The 20,007-nt window shown below is 60.5% G+C and carries 15 protein-coding genes and 1 tRNA gene; 8 read left to right on the forward strand and 8 right to left on the reverse strand.

Annotated elements, in window-relative coordinates:
• Positions 1-9: 9 nt before the first annotated feature.
• Positions 10-681, reverse strand: a complete 672-nt coding sequence (locus ACP15O_RS08310) for a YjbF family lipoprotein (protein WP_425095605.1) — start codon at positions 679-681, stop codon at positions 10-12.
• Positions 678-2,864 carry a YjbH domain-containing protein gene (locus ACP15O_RS08315; RefSeq protein ID WP_425095606.1) on the reverse strand — a complete coding sequence of 729 codons (2,187 nt, stop codon included), beginning with the start codon at positions 2,862-2,864 and terminating at the stop codon, positions 678-680. Before ACP15O_RS08315 ends, ACP15O_RS08310 begins: the two co-directional genes overlap by 4 nt.
• A 193-nt stretch (positions 2,865-3,057) precedes the next feature.
• Here ACP15O_RS08315 and ACP15O_RS08320 point away from each other — a divergent pair, with 193 nt between their 5' ends.
• The 3 genes from ACP15O_RS08320 to ACP15O_RS08330 all read left to right on the forward strand — a co-directional run bounded on the left by ACP15O_RS08320 (position 3,058) and on the right by ACP15O_RS08330 (position 6,631).
• Positions 3,058-3,744: an NnrU family protein gene (locus ACP15O_RS08320; protein ID WP_425095607.1), complete on the forward strand. Its 687-nt coding sequence runs from the start codon at positions 3,058-3,060 to the stop codon at positions 3,742-3,744.
• Positions 3,745-4,401: 657 nt separating this feature from the next.
• The gene (locus ACP15O_RS08325; protein ID WP_425095608.1) at positions 4,402-5,160 is read left to right on the forward strand and encodes a hypothetical protein; all 759 of its coding nucleotides are present in this window, start codon (positions 4,402-4,404) and stop codon (positions 5,158-5,160) included.
• 31 nt (positions 5,161-5,191) lie between these two features.
• The gene (locus ACP15O_RS08330; RefSeq protein ID WP_425095609.1) at positions 5,192-6,631 is read left to right on the forward strand and encodes an ATP-binding protein; all 1,440 of its coding nucleotides are present in this window, start codon (positions 5,192-5,194) and stop codon (positions 6,629-6,631) included.
• Positions 6,632-7,323: 692 nt separating this feature from the next.
• On the opposite strand, the gene ACP15O_RS08335 is transcribed toward ACP15O_RS08330, so the two are convergent.
• The 3 genes from ACP15O_RS08335 to ACP15O_RS08345 form a co-directional block, all read right to left on the reverse strand.
• Complete coding sequence (locus ACP15O_RS08335; protein WP_425095610.1) at positions 7,324-8,112, reverse strand: hypothetical protein; 789 nt, start codon at positions 8,110-8,112, stop codon at positions 7,324-7,326.
• On the reverse strand, positions 8,099-9,268 hold the full coding sequence (locus ACP15O_RS08340; RefSeq protein ID WP_425095611.1) for a tyrosine-type recombinase/integrase: 1,170 nt from the start codon (positions 9,266-9,268) through the stop codon (positions 8,099-8,101). Before ACP15O_RS08340 ends, ACP15O_RS08335 begins: the two co-directional genes overlap by 14 nt.
• A gap of 146 nt (positions 9,269-9,414) precedes the next feature.
• Positions 9,415-9,504, reverse strand: a tRNA-Ser gene (locus ACP15O_RS08345).
• 338 nt (positions 9,505-9,842) lie between these two features.
• On the opposite strand from ACP15O_RS08345, the gene ACP15O_RS08350 reads away from it, so the two are divergent.
• Positions 9,843-11,825: a DEAD/DEAH box helicase gene (locus ACP15O_RS08350; RefSeq protein ID WP_425095612.1), complete on the forward strand. Its 1,983-nt coding sequence runs from the start codon at positions 9,843-9,845 to the stop codon at positions 11,823-11,825.
• A gap of 12 nt (positions 11,826-11,837) precedes the next feature.
• Here ACP15O_RS08350 and ACP15O_RS08355 read toward each other — a convergent pair whose 3' ends face one another.
• Positions 11,838-13,160, reverse strand: a complete 1,323-nt coding sequence (locus ACP15O_RS08355; protein ID WP_425095613.1) for an aspartate aminotransferase family protein — start codon at positions 13,158-13,160, stop codon at positions 11,838-11,840.
• Positions 13,160-13,960, reverse strand: a complete 801-nt coding sequence (locus tag ACP15O_RS08360; RefSeq protein ID WP_425095614.1) for a beta-keto acid cleavage family enzyme — start codon at positions 13,958-13,960, stop codon at positions 13,160-13,162. The genes ACP15O_RS08355 and ACP15O_RS08360 overlap by 1 nt, the downstream gene beginning before the upstream one ends.
• Before the next feature lie 113 nt (positions 13,961-14,073).
• Here ACP15O_RS08360 and ACP15O_RS08365 point away from each other — a divergent pair, with 113 nt between their 5' ends.
• The 4 genes from ACP15O_RS08365 to ACP15O_RS08380 all read left to right on the forward strand — a co-directional run bounded on the left by ACP15O_RS08365 (position 14,074) and on the right by ACP15O_RS08380 (position 19,080).
• A complete protein-coding gene (locus ACP15O_RS08365) occupies positions 14,074-14,940 on the forward strand; it encodes a MurR/RpiR family transcriptional regulator (protein ID WP_425095615.1) in 867 nt (288 codons plus the stop codon).
• Between the two features lie 25 nt (positions 14,941-14,965).
• Positions 14,966-15,931 (forward strand): TAXI family TRAP transporter solute-binding subunit, encoded by a 966-nt coding sequence (locus ACP15O_RS08370; RefSeq protein WP_425095616.1) that lies wholly within the window; start codon positions 14,966-14,968, stop codon positions 15,929-15,931.
• A gap of 88 nt (positions 15,932-16,019) precedes the next feature.
• Positions 16,020-18,644: a TRAP transporter permease gene (locus ACP15O_RS08375; RefSeq protein WP_425095617.1), complete on the forward strand. Its 2,625-nt coding sequence runs from the start codon at positions 16,020-16,022 to the stop codon at positions 18,642-18,644.
• A 10-nt stretch (positions 18,645-18,654) separates the two neighbouring features.
• Positions 18,655-19,080, forward strand: coding sequence for a universal stress protein (locus ACP15O_RS08380; protein ID WP_425095618.1), 426 nt, complete (start codon positions 18,655-18,657; stop codon positions 19,078-19,080).
• Here ACP15O_RS08380 and ACP15O_RS08385 read toward each other — a convergent pair.
• Entirely contained in the window at positions 19,077-19,961 is an 885-nt protein-coding gene (locus ACP15O_RS08385) for a LysR family transcriptional regulator (RefSeq protein ID WP_425095619.1), read from the reverse strand. The two genes, ACP15O_RS08380 and ACP15O_RS08385, sit on opposite strands and share 4 nt — an antisense overlap.
• Positions 19,962-20,007: the final 46 nt, after the last annotated feature.

Genomic DNA, 20,007 nt, shown 5'->3' on the forward strand with positions numbered 1-20,007 from the left:
CTGTGCGACCTAGCGGCGCAGCACCTGTATGGCGAAATACCCCTGATTGGGGCCCAGCCATTGTTCTGAGGACAGGATCATGCCGCCCCGATCCACCAGATAGGTATTGGTGAATTTCTGGGTGTCGGACACACAGTTTTCGGTCATCTCGGTGACACTGGCCGAGACAACGCCCTGCCGGATCGTCGTCGCGCCGGTCACGTACATATCGCACTCGAACGTATAGCTGAGCGTGGTGTTGGCCGAATCCAGATAGCGCATCACGCGCTTTGCCTTACCCTCGCGCCGGGCTGAGATCAGCCGCAGGCTGTCATTCACGCTAGAGGACATCAGATCGTGCCCCAGCCCGCGCGTGGCTGTTGCCATCCCCTGACGGAAAGTCAGCGATTGTTTGGTCGAGGTCGCGTGGGTCCGGTAGGGGCCGTTCTGCGCAATCTCGATCGTCAGGACCATCGCGTTGTTCAGGCTTTTCTGCGTGATCATGTTCACCGGCCCGGTCGTTGCGGCCAGAACCCGCGCGGGGTCCGGCTTGGCGGGCGGAGCGGCCTTCTTGAAGCTGGGCAGAGAGCCGCGCAGCGATTTCAGCAGCTCTTTTTGATCCTGATCGCTGCTGCAGCCCATCAGCATCAGGGCCGAGGCCAACGCCAGCACCGGCAATTTGATAGCGGATTTCAGTGTCATCGCCAGAAACGTCCCCATTCTCGTGCCAGCTCGGGCTGGTGATAATCGCGTACCAGCGGGTACAGCCGGTCGTTCAGGTTCAGGCGGGCCCCGCCGTCACGTGTCAGCGACTGGATATTCAGGTTGTTTTCCTGACGCGACGGTTTGCCAAAGGCCCAGGCGAACGGAATGGTGATCCGAATGCCCTTGTCGAACGAGCCCTCGCCGAAATCGTCGATTTCCGCGGTGGTGAAGGTTGCATAGGCCCCCACGGTCCAGCCATTGGCGAATTCGCGGTCCAGCGACACGGTTGCGCCCAGATCGCCGGCCAGGTAGCTGCCGACATCCAGCTGCCCGTGGAATCCGTTGCCGAAATCGTAATAGGCCGACAGATGGCCGTTGAATTCGGGGATCGTTCCGGACGAGGTAACCCGGCTGCGCAGGCCGAACATCTGGTCAAAGTCGCGCGGCTGCACATAGTTCAGCTCGGCCCCCAGGGCCAGGCGGCTGCCAACGGGTTTCCACAGCAGCTCGCCCGAGACACCGGCATACATGGTTTCCAGATAGCCCATCGAAACGCGGCTATACAGATCCTTGCCCGGCCGGCCGAAGTGGGTCAGCGTCAGATATTCCAGCGCCGGATCGCCCTGGCGGCTGTATTCGGCATAATCCGTGCGCACACGCGCCAGCCCCGAGGGGATTTCCCGCGTGACCGAATCCAGATTGCCGTTCAGCTTCTTCGCCAAAGAGCCCGCCAGAACCATGTTCGGCGTGATCCGGTAGGCGGCCTTGGCGCGAATGCCCAGATCATAGCGCACCGGGTTGTCCGGATCGAAAACGCTTAGCTGCATATAGGGGCTGACCGACCAGCTGAAACGCGTGCCGGCACCCTCTTCCAATGCGGGGGCGCGGCCCAGCCCGTCCTCGACACCGATCCGGCCCAGCATCTGTTCCGCCGGGGCGTTTTCATAGCGTTCCAGATCGCTGCGGTTCAGGGTGATGGCGGACATCGGGATGCCCTCGACCACGGGAACGATCACGAAGGTTTCGACCGAGCCAGGCAGAATCCGCGACATCGAACGGGCCGCGCGGCCAATCGCCTCGGGCTCGTCACCATAGCGCGTGTTCACCAGGCGCAGGGTTGCGCGGCGTGGGGTCAGGTTCAGACCCTCGTATTTCAGGCCCTGGCTGGCCAGGGATTTGCGCAGCCGCGCCTGCACGCTGTTCACAACCGTGCCGTCCTGATGCCAGCCCAGATCGCCGCGCTCCGCAGCCGAGCGTACCCGGACGGGCAGGGGGGCGGTCTCGCGGCCACTGGGATAGCCGCCGGTGCGCGGGTTCGAATGGAACGTCACCAACGCCCCGAATTCCGACCCGTACAGCGAATAGAGCGACAGCTGCGTGCCGTTCCTGGTGCGGTAGTCCAGGCCGAAGTTCCAGGGGGATTTGCGCTCGAATACGGGGCCGTAGATGACACCGCTGTTGGTGCCGGTTTCCTGCTCGGTGTCATAGGCGTCCGAGGAATACTCGGCCTTCAGCGTCAACCGATCAGTCGCGTGCCAGGCGATGCCGCCAAAGGCCGCGAAATCCCCGCGGAACCAGCGGTCATAGGTGGGAATGCCGCCCTCGCCGATGACTTCGCTGGGGCGGGTGCCGGTGGAACCGATCGTGCCATGGCTGCCCAGACGCCCCCAGCCGACGCCGCCGGTCAGTTGCAGGCGTTTGCCGATATGCTTGCTGGCGACGATATATTCCCCGCCATAAAGCCCGGTGCCGATGAAATCCTGAAGCCCCACCGCAACCGCAGGGCGCCAGTCGGTTTCCGAAAACAGCTGATAACGCATGTCAAAGCTGCGGTCGTAATAAGTATCCCGATCCCAGCCGCGCAGGTACAAATCCTGAATGGCGGTATATCGGAAACTGGCGGTCAGACGCGGCAGCACCTGAAACGTCAGCGTATTGCGCGAGGTGCCCGCGAAATAGGAAAAGGTGGTCGATAGCGTCCCGTCGGGGGCCATATCGGCATTCGGCATGTCGATCAGGCCGGGTGTGCCGTACAGTCCGAAAAACGGGTTTTCCTCTGCCTGTGCAGTGCCGGCGGTCAGGATCAGAGCCATCGCGCTTGCGCCCAGCAAGGCCTGACTGCCGCGCCGCCTGATCCGTTCAGGCCGTTCCGAGCGTGAATTGCCGCTCTGTTTCGTCATATCCAAATCTGCCCATGGTTCGTAATTTCCCTTCACGGGTACGCGATCAGGCCCGCTCTGTCCAAGAGATTTCCGCAAAGGAACCGTATTTACACGCCCGCCGCTGAACATTTGCCACAGTTTCAGAAAAGAGCGCCTGCGATAGGGTGATCTGGTGTTGGAACGGCCAGAGAAGGCTGAGGAAAGGGATCGCATGGGCTGGATCGAATTTGCGCTGGCGATGGGGCTGTTTCTGGTGTCGCATCGCATCCCCGCCGCGCTGGGGCTGAAAGAGCACCTGATACGCCGGCTGGGCGCGCGCGGGTATCTGTTTTTGTTCAGCCTGGGCTCGGTTCTGTTGCTGTGGTGGGTGATCGTGGCGGCCGGGCGCGCGCCCTCGGTTGCCCTGTGGGATCAGACCCCGGCCGCGCGGCTGGCTGTCAATCTGGCGATGCCGGTGGTCGTGCTGCTGACGGTCTTTGGTGTGGCCGCGCCCAACCCCTTTGCATTCGAGGGCCGCCCCGATGGGTTCGATCCGCAAGCGCCCGGCATTGCCGGCCTGACCCGTCAGCCGCTGCTGTGGGCGCTTTTGCTGTGGTCGTCCGCGCATCTGTGGGTAAACGGAGACCTGGCCCATGTTTTCCTGTTTGGCAGTTTCGCGGTGTTTTCCCTGCTTGGCATGAAAATCGTCGAGCGCCGCCGCGCCCGCCAGGCCGGCCCCGCTGAATGGGCACGCCTGAGTGCGCATACCGGGCTGCTGCCCGGCGCGGCCCTGCTGTCGGGCCGCTGGCGTCCGGGCCTGGCAAAGGGGGGCATTGTGCGTTTCACCGTCGCTCTGGCCGCTTATGCCGCGCTTTATCACAGCCATGAAATCGTGATCGGAGCCTCCCCCGCCCCTTAGGTTTCAGGCGGCTGACCGGGCCTGAATTCTGACCGCCATCGTCAACGGCCACAAGCCCGCGATGGTGCGAAGGGGCGCTAGCGGGGCATATTGTAGGGGGGTACTAACATCTGGACAAACACCCCAAAGCGTCCGAGTTTCAATAGGGCGTTGAAAATAAGGGGGAAAACGAGGGTGATACCCCTGAGCGTCCAAAAGGCGTCGTGCAAGTAGGGGGGTGAAATGGGCAACTTTTTTGACATTCATCGAACAAACACTTGCAAAACTCGGACACAAAGCGCGCATAGGGTAACGGTTTGATAACAATAGAAAAATCAACCGCCATTGCCGGAGGTTTCGGACTAATATCCAGAAGCTGTCACAAAAAACTCGGACGCGACGTCCGAGTTTGGGTCAGGGTGTCAGCACGAAACGAAAAGGCCTTATTTCTAACAGTTTGGCGCAGTGCTGGCAGCGTTTTGGTTCAGCGTTGAACTCGGACGTCAAAAGAGCTGTCCGATTCACGGCTGTCATCAGCCGATGAGGCCGTCCTTGGCAGGCCAAGGAGGAGGCGATGGAGCTTTCCGAGCGGCTGTCACCCACCGGACAAGCGGAGGTCTCCGAACAGATTGCAGAGCCTGTGAAGGCGGCGCTGGACCTACAACCCGGCCACCAGCCATGAGTGAACTTGATGCACGGCTTGCAAAAATACGGCGACAAAAAGCGGAAGCCCGCACCACGGCTGCGAGTGATTTTGCGCAGTTGAATGAGGGGTTGGCCGAGGCCCAGAGCAAACTCGCGGAACTGGACGCCGCCCGGCAAACCCTGTCTGAGGCCGTCGCAGCCGATAGCCGAAGGATCGCGGTCCTTCGGCGCCGGGTGACTGTTGGTGTCGTTCTGGTTGCCCTCGTCGCGGCTTTGGCTCTGGCGCTGATCGAGGAAGTTGCCAGCCGCATGGTTGATGAAGCACGAACCGAGGCAGCCCGTATCCGCACCGAGAACGCCCAAGAGATTGCCCAGGCACGGGCCGAAGGCGAAGCCGCATTGCAAGCCTTGTCGCAGCGGCTGGCAAGCCGTGAAGCCGCGCTGACCGCCGAGATCGAGGCGATGGGAGCCGATTTGGCGCAGCTCGGTGCCGACCGTGATGCCGCCCGCGCCGATCTGGAACACTTTGCAGAGCTGCGGCAGAAAATCGGGTTCGATCTGATCCCCTACCGCAACCGCGTGGTGATCGTGGTCCCCGAAGGTGAAACCATCACGCGCTGGAGCGCCCCTGGTCTGTGTCGGATATCGCCCGCTACAACGGGCGAATGTTTCGGGTGGTGCGTGCAGACTAAGCGTGCAGTTAAGCGTAAGAGGCTGTCCAGACAGGGGGCATGGCTCACTAATACTACATGGATTTTTTCATGTTATCAGTGCTATGAGCGGTTTCGTTGACATAAGATCAATACCTTGATACTAGAGGGGCATGCTCGAAATTGCGAAATCAGACATCCTCAAAAGTCTCCGCCGGGATAACCCGTGGTGGGACGCTTCGTATAAGGTGGCTCAAAGTCCAGCCGAGAAGACGCGCGCCTATTTTAGCCCTTTCTCGACGCTTGCCTTGGACTGGTCTGTGCGACGCTCAACCATCCTGATGGGGCCGCGACGGGTTGGCAAGACCGTCATGCTGCGTCAGTTGATCGAGAAGGCGATAAACGAGGGGTTCAGCGGCCAGAACATCCTGTTCGTCTCCATCGACACGCCACTCTATAGCGGAATGCCGCTCTCGCGCCTGATTGACCTGTTTGAGGAAGAGACTGAGCACGATGCGCAGGCAAGGCGGATCATCGTCTTTGATGAGATCCAGTATCTGAAAGACTGGGAAGTCCATCTCAAGGTTCTGACCGACCAGCACCCGAATACAAGGTTCATCGCATCCGGTTCGGCGGCGGCGGCGCTGCGCCTGAAAAGTCAGGAATCGGGCGCAGGTCGCTTCACTGACTTTTTCCTTCCGCCACTCACATTTGCCGAATTCCTCGCGTTTAGGGAGATGGAAGCCGATCTGATCAAATCCGCTCCGCTTGGCGCGACCCTACGGTTTTCCACGCCGAATATCGAGCGGCTGAACGAAGAGTTCATCAATTACCTGAACTTCGGGGGCTATCCAGAGGCCGTTCTCAACCCGGCGATTCAAGCGGATGTGCAGCGTTTCCTTGGCCGTGATATCATCGACAAGGTTTTGCTGCGTGACCTCCCCAGCCTCTACGGAATTCAGGACATTCAGGAACTCAATCGGCTTTTTACGACAATAGCCTATCATACGGGGCAAGAAATCAGCCTCGACGGCCTGGCTCAAAGCTCGGGCGTAGCCAAGAACACGATCACGAAGTATCTCGAATACTTGGAAGCCGCTTTCCTGATAGTCCGAATCCGCCGTGTGGACGACACTGGCAAGACATTTCAGCGGATGCGAAACTTCAAGGTCTACCTGACCAACCCATCCATGCGCGCCGCGCTATTCGCTCCGATTGCCGATGGTGACGATGCGATGGGCGCGATGGCCGAGACGGCGATTTTTTCGCAATGGTTCCACTCCGATCTGATGAAAAACCTGCATTACGCGCGGTGGAAGCAGGGAAGGACCGATCAGGAAGTTGATCTGGTTCGTGTCGATCCGGCGCGCCTCAAGCCGATCTGGGCATACGAAATCAAATGGTCCGACCGCTACGCCAGTGATCAACCAGGTGAATTGCGCGGGCTTGTCGAGTTCGCCAAACGCAACTTTGCCAACAGCGTTCCCGCAGGGGCGACAACGAAGACGATTACCGCCGAGAGCGAAATCGACGGGGTCCTCATCCGGCACTTTCCCTGCGCCCTGCATTGCTATCAGGTTGGCAAGAACGTCGCCGAAGGGCGAGCGCCCTGAGGGATTGAGGCAGCCTTCCGGTCTGTTCAAGGTTCATGGCCACCCCGCCTTCCCCTGCCTTATGAGGGGCGATGTCAGGCGGGGCTGACCGTGCTTTCACCCAGCTCAGTGTGCCTGTGAATTGTGCCTTTAGAGCACCAAATTCCAGACCCATCGTCGCTGGCCTTATCCGCTAAGAACATTATGATCTGCTTTCGGACGGGGCTGCCGAATTTTCTTTCGGAGCAGAGCTTGGCGACTTCCCAACTCATTTCATTCAACCCTGATCGTGTTCATACCGCATTGGAAATCTGGCTCAAACATGAGATCCAGAACCCGTTGGTATAACACGATTTTGTTCGATCCAGGCATTTAGGTCCGTGCCTGCATATTTTACGCGCCTCCCGAATTTGATGAATGCAGGGCCAACGCGTCGATGCCTCCATTGAGCGCGTTTTGACTTGCCTGCGATGATGTTCAATTCCGGGTCAGAATCATCATAGATTCTTTTTGGATCGAATACTTCGACATCAGTGGATGACATCCGACTTCTCCCAATATGTTGGTGTGAAATCGAACATGAACGAATGAGGACGCATCCTCTCGCAAAACCGACAATACAATTTTATCAAATTTCGCGGCCACGCGTTCTTATTAAGAACCCACGACGAGCCGTATTCAAATTGACCACAACGCCGCTGTCGAATGGTCTGTCAAACTTCGTAGATTATGGGTCCCTTAGGCGCTGGAGGTTCCTCAGGACGGTGCGTTTGGAGCACATCTAAGTACTTTTTCAGTTGGTAGTCATCCCGTTCAAGCGCTCGGGCTTCTCTTGCGTAGCGGTAAAAGTTGACCGGAATGCCCGCTCGCGAAAAAACCTCTTGAAGGCATTTACCAAAATCACCTTCGGGAACCTGCTCAGTTACGCCCAGGGAAATAGGCTTGTCAGAGTAAATTTCAAACAGCGCACGCACGATAATTGCCACGGTGCGCGCCCGTTGATGCCCAGAATTGCCCCTGCGTTCTTTGGCGTATTCAGCGAACAGACTATGGATGTTATCCAGTAATCCCATCCACTCCAAAGGTGCTCCACAGGCTGCGTTTTCGATCCAAAGCGAGATGGGTGGCGGGAGTGCCTTCATCCGGCATAGCGCGCGATCCAGTTCAACTTTTGATGCATTTTCTTCCCCCGTCTTTTCAAGATGAATGGCCGCTTTGACCAATTGTTTGGCTCTGCGCGTCTCTTTGATTACTTTGCGGATGTCACCGATTTCTTGACCTTGATCGCGATGCATCCAAACCGGGCCTTCAAACTGGTTCAGCATCAAAGCCGCTGGCAAAAACGTCTGATTGTAGTCCATCGGGGCCTTCAGCCATTTCTCCAGGCAATGCGTTATCTCGCAGGCAGCACGATACATGATGTAGTCGTAGTTGGACGCACCGTGTCGCAGGGCGGGGAGTTTTGTTTTGCGTCCATCATCCCAGATCTCACGAGGCAACATACTCGCACCACCTTTCCATCAGCTGTCGCCGCTTTTCCAACAAGTCTGACCGCGCATAGGCGCGCTCGACGTCCGACCCCACCTTATGGGCTAAACTCAGCTCAGCCACCTCTCGGGGAACATCCGGCTGCTCGGCAGCCCAGTCCCGAAACGTCGAGCGAAAACCATGAACCGTAATGCCCTCCACCTTCATTCGGCGAAGCAGCATCAGCATGGCCATGTTGCTCATTGGTTTGTGGCGCTTTTGACCTTCAAAAACGACGTCAGACCGAAGGGCTTTTAGTGGTTCAATGATTTCCAACATCTCAGGCGTTAAGGGGACGCGGTGTTCTTGATCCGCTTTCATCCGAACAGCCGGAACGACCCAAAGCTGTTGGTCAAAATCAAACTCTTCCCAGCGAGCATGAAGCACTTCGCTTGTTCGGCTGGCTGTGAGGCAGGTAAACATGAGAGCCTTTGCGGCCATCGCGTCTTTCGTCGCCAGTTCCGCATAGAAAGCGGGAACATCTTTCCAGTGCATGGCTTTGTGGTGTTGCACCTTCTGCTTAACTTGCGGCAGAACACGAGCATCGCGGATCGTAGTCACGGGATTTTCACCGTCACGAAAGCCCTTTGACTTCGCCACGTCTAGAACGGCCTTTATCCGCTGCGCAAGCCGCTTTGCAGTTTCATGTTTCTCAGTCCAGACTGGCAATAGCACTTGCAGGACTTCGGGTTGACCGATCTCAGAAACAGGCAGGCGTCCTATTTTGGGGAATGCATAGTCGGCTAGAGTATTGATCCACTGCTGGCCGTGTTTAGGATTCTTCCACGTCGGCAAGCGTTCAATGTGAACTTGCCGCGCAATCTCTTCGAAGCAAGGTATCTCCTGTCGCCCGTTGTAGCGCGGGTTGATGCCCTGCTTTGCAAGCCGTCGATATTCTAGAGCTCGGTCACGCGCTTCGTTCAGGGTCACTACATCAGCTCCGCCCAAGCCGAAGTCTGTGCGCAACGGTTTACCTTCGCGATTACGCTGGCCTTTCACGGTGACGCGCACAATCCACCTGCGCGCTCCCGATGGATCGACTACAAGGTACAACCCGCTCCCGTCGCCATGACGACCGGGGCCGAGTGTTCGCACCAGATTCTTCGTCAGCTTTCCGCTCAGAGCAGCCATAAAATACCACAATTTCTACCACGCAATGAATAGAAACGAGTCTAGTCGAAGAAAAACCAATAGCAACAACGAATGCAGATAAATCAACAAAAACAGCCCCATAAGGGGCCAAACAACATCGAACGCAACTGAGTAAAAATGGTAGGTGGCGGAGACGAAGGGATTCGAACCCTCGATACGGTTTCCCGTATACTCCCTTAGCAGGGGAGCGCCTTCGACCACTCGGCCACGTCTCCGTCGGCCGGTATATGTGCCGCCTCGCAGAGAAACAAGGTCGAAATTCAAGGCTGCGCGAATTTTTCACCAAAAACCATGCTGCCGCAAATCGGCGCAAACCGGAAGTGTCCGGTGCTTTGTGCGGGCGCAGATCGGGGGGCATTTATCTGAGCTGGCTGCTTCTTATGGGCTGCGGGGGGGGCTGTGCGCCGCCGGGCCGATTGTTCGTTTCGAAAGCAGAAAAAACCGCTATACAAAGCGCGTTTCACCCTATACGAGGCGGCGGTTATCCTTCGGTAACGCTGTATTGTGATGCGGCGCAGCGCGTGTCACCCCCTAATTGCAAAGACCCTCCGCTTTGAAAAAGACGATCGCAGATGCGCTTGCCCGTAAGGGCTATGATAGTTTGACACCTGTTCAGCAGGCTGTCACCGACCCCGATCTGCAAGGGCGGGACCTGTTGGTTTCCGCTCAGACCGGATCGGGCAAGACCATCGGGTTTGGCCTGGCGATTGCCCCCAGCGTTCTGGGCGCAGACGACACATTCGGCCCCGCCGCCGCGCCGCTGGGGCTGATCATCGCGCCAACGCGCGAGCTGGCGTTGCAGGTCAAACGCGAGCTGGGCTGGCTTTATGCGGATGCGGGCGCGGTGTTGGCCTCTTGTGTGGGGGGCATGGACATGCGTGACGAACGCCGCGCGCTGGCGCGGGGGGCGCATATCGTGGTAGCCACGCCCGGCCGGCTGCGCGATCACATCATGCGCGGCTCTATTGATCTGACGCATATCTGCTCGGTTGTGCTGGACGAGGCGGATGAAATGCTGGACCTGGGGTTCCGCGAAGATCTGGAGTTCATTCTTGAACAAACCCCGCAAGAGCGCCAGACCCTGCTGTTCTCGGCCACGGTGCCCAAGTCGATCGGGGCGCTTGCCAAACGGTATCAGCGCGACGCCCAGCGGATTTCGACGATCAGCGATCAGGTTCAGCACTCGGATATCGAATATCGCGCGATGACGGTGGCGCCACGCGATGGCGACAATGCCGTGATCAATGTGCTGCGCTATTACGAGGCGCCGAACGCGATTGTTTTTTGCAACACCCGCGCGATGGTTTCGCGATTGACGACGCGGCTGTCGAACCGGGGGTTTTCCGTTGTGGCCCTGTCAGGCGAGCTGACCCAGAGCGAGCGCTCGAACGCGTTGCAGGCCATGCGGGACGGGCGGGCGCGGGTCTGTGTGGCCACGGATGTGGCTGCGCGGGGGATTGACCTGCCCAAGCTGGATCTGGTGGTGCATGCCGAATTGCCCAACAATCACGAAACGCTGCTGCACCGTTCGGGGCGCACGGGCCGGGCAGGGCGCAAGGGCGTCAGCGCGCTGGTCGTTGTGCCTTCGGCGCGCAAGAAAACCGAGCGCCTGCTGCGATTTGCCAAGCTGACGGCGAATTGGGGCCCGGCCCCTTCGGCCGCCGAGGTCTCTGCCCGCGACGAAGAGCGCATGTTGGCGGCGGATGACTGGCATCAGGAGGTCTCGGAAAGCGAGCGGGGCGCCGTTGATAAGCTGATCGCGCAATTCACGCCCGAACAGATCGCCGCGGCCTATCTGCGCCAGTACAAGGTGCAGCATTCCGCCCCCGAAGAGCTGGGCGCCGTCCAGGCCGAGCCGCGCAAACCGCGTGAGCCCTTCGGCCCAAGCGTCTGGTTTTCTGTCTCGGAGGGGCGCAATCAGAATGCCTCGCCGCGTCATCTGCTGCCGATGATCTGCAAGGCGGGCGATATTACCAAGGGCTCGATCGGGGCGATCCGCATTGCCGACGACCTGTCTTATGTCGAAATCCGAGAGGCCGATGTCGCCGGGTTCCTGGCCGCAATCGGCCCGGAAATGAAGATCGAAGGGGCCAAGCAGATCACGCGTTTGGATCAGGCTCCGGATCTTCCCGACACCAGACGGGGGCGGCCCGAACGACAGCCTGAACGCCGACCGGAACGCACCGCCGGCCCGCGCAAATCGGGCACGCCGCCGATTGACTGGAACGACGATCCCGAGCCGCGCCGCCGCAAACCCAAACCCGAAGATCGCAAACCGCGCGGTCCCAAGGCGGGCAAGCCCGACACGCGCGATCCGGATGCGCCGTGGAAGGCTGCGCCGGGCAAGCGCAAGCCAGCGGGCCCGCGCCCGGATGGGGCCGCGAAAGGCGGCAAAGACGATCCGCGCCCATTGCGTGGGGAAAAGCGCAAGGGGCCGCCTCCGCCCAAAGGTAAGCCGAACAGCAAGAAAAACCGCGCCCGCGCGGCCGCAGCCAAGGCGGCCAAGGGAAAACAGGCCGGCCCCAAGAAACGCTAAGCGGGGCCGGGATCAGGCGGGCAGGGCGCGATCCAGTGCCTTTGCCAGCTTATCGACCAGTTCCTCGATCTGCGCGTCCGAGATGATGAACGGCGGCGCCAGCAGCACGTGATCGCCCCGCTTGCCATCCAGGGTGCCCCCCATCGGATAGCAGATCAGCCCTTCGTCGAATGCGGCGGCCTTCAGTTGCGCGTGACGTTTGTCCGCCGGGGCAAAGGGGGCTTTGCTGGCACGATCCGCGACCAGCTCGATCCCCTGAAACAGCCCCACGCCGCGAATGTCACCGACATGGGGATGCTGCGCCAGGCGCGCATTCAGAGCGGCGTGCAGTTTCAGGCCCGCAGGGGTGACGCGCGACAGAACGGCATCGTCCACCAACCGTTCGAGCACAGCCAGACCGGCGGCGCAGGCCAGCGGGTGCCCCAGATAGGTATGCCCGTGCTGGAAAAAGCCCGTGCCGCCCGCGATCGCATCGTGAATGGCCCTGGTGCACAGCATCGCGCCGATTGGCTGATACCCCCCGCCCAGCCCCTTGGCGATTGCGCAGATATCCGGCGCGACGTTGTATTGCTGGGCGGCGAACAGCGTGCCGGTCCGGCCCATTCCGCACATGACCTCGTCTAGGATCAGCAGGATGCCGTATTTGTCGCACAGCGCCCGGACGCGTTCGAAATAGTCCCCGACAGGCGGCACCGCGCCCTGAGTCGCCCCGGTGACGGGCTCGGCGACAAAGGCCATGACGGTTTCGGGCCCCACGGCAAGGATCTCTTGTTCCAGCTCGGCGCTCAGACGCGCGACATAGGCGGCCACGGTTTCATCGCTGCGTTTGTCGCGATAGGCATAGCAGGGCGCGACGTGGCTGACCTCGATCAGCATCGGAGCGAAGGGCGCGCGCCGCCAGGCATTCCCGCCCGTGGCCAGCGCGCCCAGCGTATTCCCGTGATAGCTCTGGCGGCGGGCGATTACCCTGTGGCGGGCGGGCTGACCGATTTCCAGGTAATACTGACGGGCCAGCTTCAACGCGGATTCCATTGCCTCGGACCCGCCCGAGACAAAATAAACCCGATCCAGATCACCCGGAGCCAGATCCGTCAGGCGCTTGGCCAGTTGCTCGGCCGGGTCAGAGGTGAAAAAGCCGGTATGCGCAAAGGCGATCTTCTCCATCTGTTTTGCGATGGCGGATTGAACGTGCGGATCGCCATGCCCCAGACAGGATACCGCAGCATCCCCGCAATTCAGATAGGCTTTGCCAGCCTGATCGTACAGATAGGCGCCCTTCCCATGCGAAACCATCGGAGGCGGGGATTTCGAGTTGCGCGCAAAGACGTGGCTCATCAGAGGGATTCCTTTTCCGCCAGGGCCGCGGGCAGGGCAGCCCGCAGGGCCGCGACATTTTCCGCATTCGACCGCGCCAGAGGCCCCAGAGGGCTGTGCAGATTGTTCTCGAACCCAACGCGCAGGTCGGCCCCGTGCTGCGCGGCCTGGATCAGGACGGCGTGTTCCGAAGGGCCAAAGGCGCAGACCATGCGCTCCGTCAGGGCAGGGGGGGCGGCGCGCAGCAGTGGGGCAACATCCGCGGGCAGCGCAGTGCGCGGCGGCTGATAAGCGCCCAGCACGAACAGCACGCTGGACTGATCGGCCTTTACCACGCCCGCATCGCGCCAGCGCAGCAACTGGGCCGTGTCCTCGGGCGTGTAGAGGATATGCTGAACCTGGGCCCCGATGTCCTGACACAGGGCATACATATGCGCGGCGCGCGCCGGATCGCGGGCCATTTCGCGAATGGAAATACTGACCGCCGAGGGCCGGACCCCGGCCACGGTGTCTATTTGCTGGGCAACGCTGAAAATCCCGGCGGCCTCGGTTGTGATCTGAACGGGGAAGCCGGGCAGGGCCCGCTGAAGGGCGGCCAGAGCTTCGCGATACCGCCCCGCATCCAGCGAATGCCGGCCGTCTGCGGCGCGCACATGCAGGTGCAGTGCGTCGGCGCCAGCCTGCGCACAAGCAACTGTTTCTGAAACGATTTCCTGTGTTGTGATGGGTAGGTTCGGGTGCTGGTCCTGACTGCGCCGCGCGCCGTTCAGGGCAACCATGATCCGTGGGATTCGGGGAATCCGGGGGGTGGGGGTCGTCATTTCAGTGTGCCGATATGTGCGTTTCGGGGGTCGTCAGAGAATGACTGAAACACATATTTCAGCAGTTGACAATAAGTGAAACACTTGCCACGCTCTGTTTCAACGGGGGCGAAATGAATCACGATCAAACACTCCAAGACCGCGTGGCCGAACGCTATGCAGGCCTGTCGGGTCAGTTGCAGAAGGCGGCCGATTACGTGCTGGCCAACCCTCTGGAGATTGTCAGCCGCAGCCTGCGCTCGATCTCGATGGAAAGCAAAGTCTCACCGGCGACCTTCTCGCGGCTTGCGCGGGCGCTGGGATTCGAAAGCTTCGAAGAGATGAAGGATCTTTCGCGCCGCTCGGTTGGGGCGCAGGTGCTTAGCCTGTCCGAAAAGGCCGAACAGCTGCGCAGCGGCAAGGGCACGGGGCAATCCATCCTGCATCTGCAAAGCCAGGCCTGCATCGCCAATATCGAGGAATTCGTCGCCCAGGCAGACGAAACACGGCTGATTCAGGCGGCCACGCTGATGCGCCAGGCGCCGCAGGTTTTGCTGCTGGGGGCGCTGGCCTCGACGGGGATTGCGGAATACATGGCCTATCTGGCGCATTATTTTGCGCCGAACTGGCAGCTTGCGGGGCGGATGGGGGCCTCTTTGGGGTCGCGTATTGCGACGCTCAGGCCGGGGGATGTGGTGTTCATCGTCACCAAAAGCCCCTTCGCGCAGCGCGCCGTGGTGGCCGCCAAACAGGCCCGCGAAGGCGGCGCCGAGGTCATTTTGGTAACCGATACGTATAAATGCCCGGCTTTCGCCCATGCGACCCACGGGTTCGTGGTGCCCTCGGAAAGCCCGCAATTCTTCTCGTCTTACGTCGTGACAGTTGTGTTGATCGAAACATTAATTGCTATGATTGTCGCCGACTCAGAGGCAGATGCAACCGCTGCGATCCAACGGGTCGAAGCAAAGAACCAGGAGCTCGGGGAATACTGGTCCGAGTGAGTTTTTATCAAGGGAGACTATGAACATGTTGAAACACCTGAAAATTGGCGGCTCGGTGCTGCTGGGCGCGATGGCTGCGGCCTCGATGACGGCGGCGCAGGAGTTCATTTCGATCGGCACCGGCGGCGTCACCGGCGTTTACTATCCCACCGGGGGCGCGATCTGCCGTCTGGTGAACAAGTCCCGCAAAGAGCACGGCATCCGCTGCGCCGTGGAATCGACCGGCGGCTCGGTCTACAACATCAACACCATCAAGGCCGGCGAGCTGGAATTCGGCGTTGCGCAGTCCGACTGGCAGTACCACGCCTATAACGGCACCTCGAAATTCGCGGACAACCCGTTCCCTGAAATTCGCGCCGTGATGTCGGTCCACCCCGAGCCCTTTACCCTGATCGTACGCGCAGACAGCGGCATCAGCGGTTTCGAGGACCTTAAGGGCAAGCGCGTGAACGTCGGCAATCCCGGCTCGGGTCAGCGCGCCACGATGGAAGTGGTCATGGACGCGTTCGGCATCGGCATGGATGATCTGGCGCTGGCGACCGAATACAAGGGCTCGGAGATGGCCAAGCAGCTGTGCGACGGCAATATCGACGCGATGATCTACACCATCGGTCACCCGGCCGCCGCCATCAAGGAAGCCACCACCACCTGCGACGCGACCCTGGTCAGCGTGACCGGTGCACCGGTTGAAAAGCTGGTTGCCGACAATCCCTTCTACCGCGTCGCCACCATTCCGGGGGGGATGTATAAAGGCACCGACACCGACACCACCACCTTTGGTGTGGGCGCCACCTTTGTGACCTCGGCAGATGTGTCGGCGGATGTCGTCTATGTGGTTGCGAAATCCGTGATGGAGAACATCGACGATTTCCGCGGTCTGCACCCGGCCTTTGCCAATCTTGACCCCGCTCAGATGGTCAAGGACGGCCTGAGCGCGCCGCTGCACGAAGGCGCGGCCAAAGCCTATAAAGAGCTGGGTCTGATCGACTGATCCCAGTCTGAAAGCACTTCGATCACGCGGCCCGGCGTCGCGTGATCGCCCTATTTATAACGAATAATAAGTTCAACCGGGGGGCATTATGGCCAACAACACCGAGACTCCGTCTGCCGACGATCTGGTCGCCGAGGCTGATACCGGCGCGCGCAGCCCAAGCGCTGCCTGGCAGGCCAAGCTGATCATTGGGACCTGCATCGTCTGGTCGCTTTTCCAGCTCTATATCGCGTCGAAACTGCCCGGGCTTGTGGCTCAGGCGACGGGGGCGAACATCTTTGCCAATATCGTCGCGCAGGCACGTTTCGTGCACCTGGCCTTCGCCATCATGCTGGCCACGCTGGCCTTTCCCCTGTTCAAATCCTCGCCCAAGGATCGCATTCCGCTGTATGACTGGGCGCTGATCATCCTGGGCGTGTCGGCCTGTCTGTATCTGATCGTCTTCCGGTTCGAGATCGCGGACCGGCCCGGCCTGTGGAGCACCTCGGACATCGTCATGTCGTCGATCGGCATGATCGTGCTGTTCACCGCCGTCTATCGTTCGCTGGGTCTGCCGCTGGTGATCATCGCTGGTGCCTTTGTCGCCTTCGCCTTTTTCGGAGGCTATTCGGAATGGGCGCGCAACATCACCAACTATGGCGGCGCGTCCCTGTCCAAGGCTCTGGGCCATTACTGGATGCAGACCGAGGGTGTTTTCGGCGTTGCCCTGGGCGTGTCCACCACGATGATTTTCCTGTTTGTGCTGTTTGGCGCGCTGCTGGATCGCGCGGGGGGCGGTAGCTGGTTCATCAAGGTGGCCATCGCGCTTCTGGGCGCGCTGCGGGGCGGGCCGGCCAAGGCCTCGGTTCTGTCGTCGATGCTGACGGGGATGATCTCGGGCAGTTCGATTTCCAACACCGTGACCACCGGCACCTTTACCATTCCCCTGATGAAGCGGATCGGATTTCCGGCGGAAAAGGCCGGCGCGGTCGAGGTGGCCTCGTCCACCAATGGCCAGTTGACGCCGCCGGTGATGGGCGCTGCGGCCTTCCTGATGGTCGAATACGTGAATATTCCCTATATCGACGTGGTGAAGCACGCGTTTCTGCCCGCGGTGATCAGCTATATCGCGCTGCTGTATATCGTGCATCTGGAAGCGCTGAAAATGCAGATGCAGGGCCTGAAAAAGGCCGGACGTCACATCGGCCCGGTGCTGATCCTGATCCTGTTCCTGTCGGGCTTTATCTTCTTGGGGGCGCTGACCTATGGCATGATCTTGATCCGCAGTGTGCTGGACGGGTTCATGGCCGAAAGCGTCTATGGCGGTCTGGTGATCGTGGCGATCCTGTATCTGGTGCTGGTCTATTATGCCGCGCGCTATCCGGATGTGGAAATGGACGACCCCAATGGCCCGCTTGAGGCCCCGCGTCTGACGCCGACCCTGCTGGGCGGGGCGTATTTTTCGCTGCCGATCTTTATTCTGGTCTGGAACCTGATGGTGCGCACCGAAGGGCTGGAGCGCCTGTCGCCCGCGCTGTCGGCCTTCTGGGCGACGTTCTTCATGATCATCGTGGCGCTGACTCACCGCCCGCTGAAGGCGTTTTTCCGGGGGCAGGGCGGCGGTGCGGCCTTTGTTGCCGGCTGGCGTGACTTCATCGAGGGCCTGATCCTGGGCGCGCGGAACATGATCGGCATCGGCGTGGCCACGGGGGCTGCGGGCATCATCGTGGGTACAATCAGCCTGACCGGCGCGCACCAAGTCATCGGCCAGGTGGTCGAGGTGATCGCGGGCGGCAATATCTGGGTGCTTCTGATCCTGGTGGCGGTGATGTCGCTGATCCTGGGGATGGGGCTGCCGACGACGGCGAACTATATCGTGGTCTCGTCGCTGATGGCGCCGGTGATCCTGTCGGTGGGCGCGCAGGCGGGCTATATCTTTCCGCTGATCGCGGTGCATCTGTTCGTGTTCTATTTCGGCATTCTGGCGGATGACACGCCGCCGGTGGGGCTGGCGGCCTATGCGGCGGCGGCGATCAGCCGGGGCGATCCGATCAAGACCGGCGTGCAGGGGTTTTCCTATGATATCCGCACGGCGTTGCTGCCCTTCCTGTTCATCTTCAACACCGATCTTCTGCTGATTGACGTGGGGCTGGCCAAGGCGGTGCTGATCTTCTTTATCTCGCTGATTGCGATGCTGCTGTTCGCGGCCGCGACGCAGGGCTATTTCATCGCCAAAAGCCGGATTTGGGAAACCGTGGCGCTGTTGTTCATTGCCTTCATGCTGTTCCGGCCCGATTTCTTTCTGGATCAGATCAGCGACAAATACACCTCGGCCGGGGGCGAGGCCGCGCTGGAACTGATGGCCAGCGCCGGAACCGGCCAAGAGCTGCGGGTGATTGTCGAAGGGCCCGATTTCGATACCGGCGCGATCCGGCCCACCACGATCACTCTGCCCGCTGTGGCCGGGGACGCGATGGCGGCCCTGTCGGCGCAGGGGCTGACGATCTTGCCCGACGGCGATGTGCTGGCCATGGACGAGCCCTTCCCCGGCACGCCCTTCTTTGAAAGCCTGGGGAACGAGTATGACTTCTACGGTGACAGCCCGGTGCAGATCACGCAGGTCCAGATTGAGAATGAACGCATGGCCAAAGAGCTGTTCTTTATTCCGGCGCTGATCCTGCTGATGGGGATTGTGCTGATCCAGCGCCGCCGCGCCACGCAACCTGCCTTCTAAGGAGCATCACATGTTCAAATCACTCTTGCTTGCGATAGACATCAATGATCCCGAGGCCGCGGCGCGCAGTACCAAAGCGGCGGTTCAGATGGCGACGGATCAGGGGGCGGAACTGCACATTCTGAACGTGGTGCCCGATGACGGGATGCCGATTGTCAGTGCCTCTTTGACCGCCGATCACAATGAATCCGCCCTGGGCGCGGCGCAGAGCGCGCTGAAATCTTGGGCCGAGGGCAGTATTCCTGATGCTCTGGCGCCCAGGCTGCATGTTGCGCGGGGCCGGATTTATGACCAGATCCTCAGGGTCTCGGACGAGCTGGGCGTCGATGTCATCGTCGTGGCGGCGCATAGTCCGGCCTTGCGCGATTATCTGCTGGGCTCGAATGCGGCGCGGGTGGCGCGGCACGCGAAACAATCGGTCTTTGTGATCCGCTAGCGGGGCTGGCGGAAATCCGTTGAAGCGGCTCTTTCGATGAAAGCTTTGACCAGGCGCAACCGCGCCCGGTCTTTGGGGGCGACGATGGCGGTTTCGTGGGTTGCGGACAGCTGCGCCACCGGAATTTCCACCAGACCGCGCGAAATCAGCCCGCTGTTGCTGAGGAAAACAGCAATGCCCGCGCCTTGCAGCACGGCCTCGCACATCAGGGGGAAGGTGGTCATTTTGATGATCCGCCGAAACGAGACCCCGTGTTTTTCCTGCGCGGCGCGGACCACCCGTTCGGTCAGCGATCCGGTTTCCGGCAGGATCACTGTTTCGTGCTCCAGATCGCTAAGATGCAGGAGCTTGCGCCTGGCCAGCGCAGCGTCGGGCAACAGATAGGCCACATAGCGCGCCCGCTGAATCGCCACATGTTCCCAATCGTCCAAGCGGGGCGGATCGGTGATCAGCCCCACATCCGCGCGCCGTTCGCGTAGCAGCCGGGTGGCCGTTGTCCATGAATGCAGGGCAAAATCGATCTGCACATCGGGATGGGCCTGCCGGAACAGGCTGATCGCCCTCAGCGCGGGCAGGGGCGCATTGGCGATAATTTTGATATGGCCGCGCGCCATGGCCTGGAACCCTTCCAGCCGCTCGCGGATGACGCTGTCCAGGGCGACCAGCCGATCCGCCAGATCGTAGAATTCCTGCCCCGTGCGGGTCAGCTCGATCCCGTCGCGGCCGCGCAGCAGCAATTGCGAGCCCACCTGTTTTTCCAATTTGGCCACATGCTGGGTGATGGCCGATTGGGTGACCCCCAGCCGGGTTGCCGCAGCCGAGAAACTGCCCTCGCGCACGACATAGGCGAAGGCCACAAACTGGTGGTGATTGGCGCGCATGGCGGTCTCCCGGTTTGAGCGCAGCCATAGCCGGCATTAGTTTCAC

The organism is Youngimonas ophiurae (nom. illeg.), from assembly GCF_049803795.1.
Lineage (GTDB): Bacteria > Pseudomonadota > Alphaproteobacteria > Rhodobacterales > Rhodobacteraceae > Thalassobius.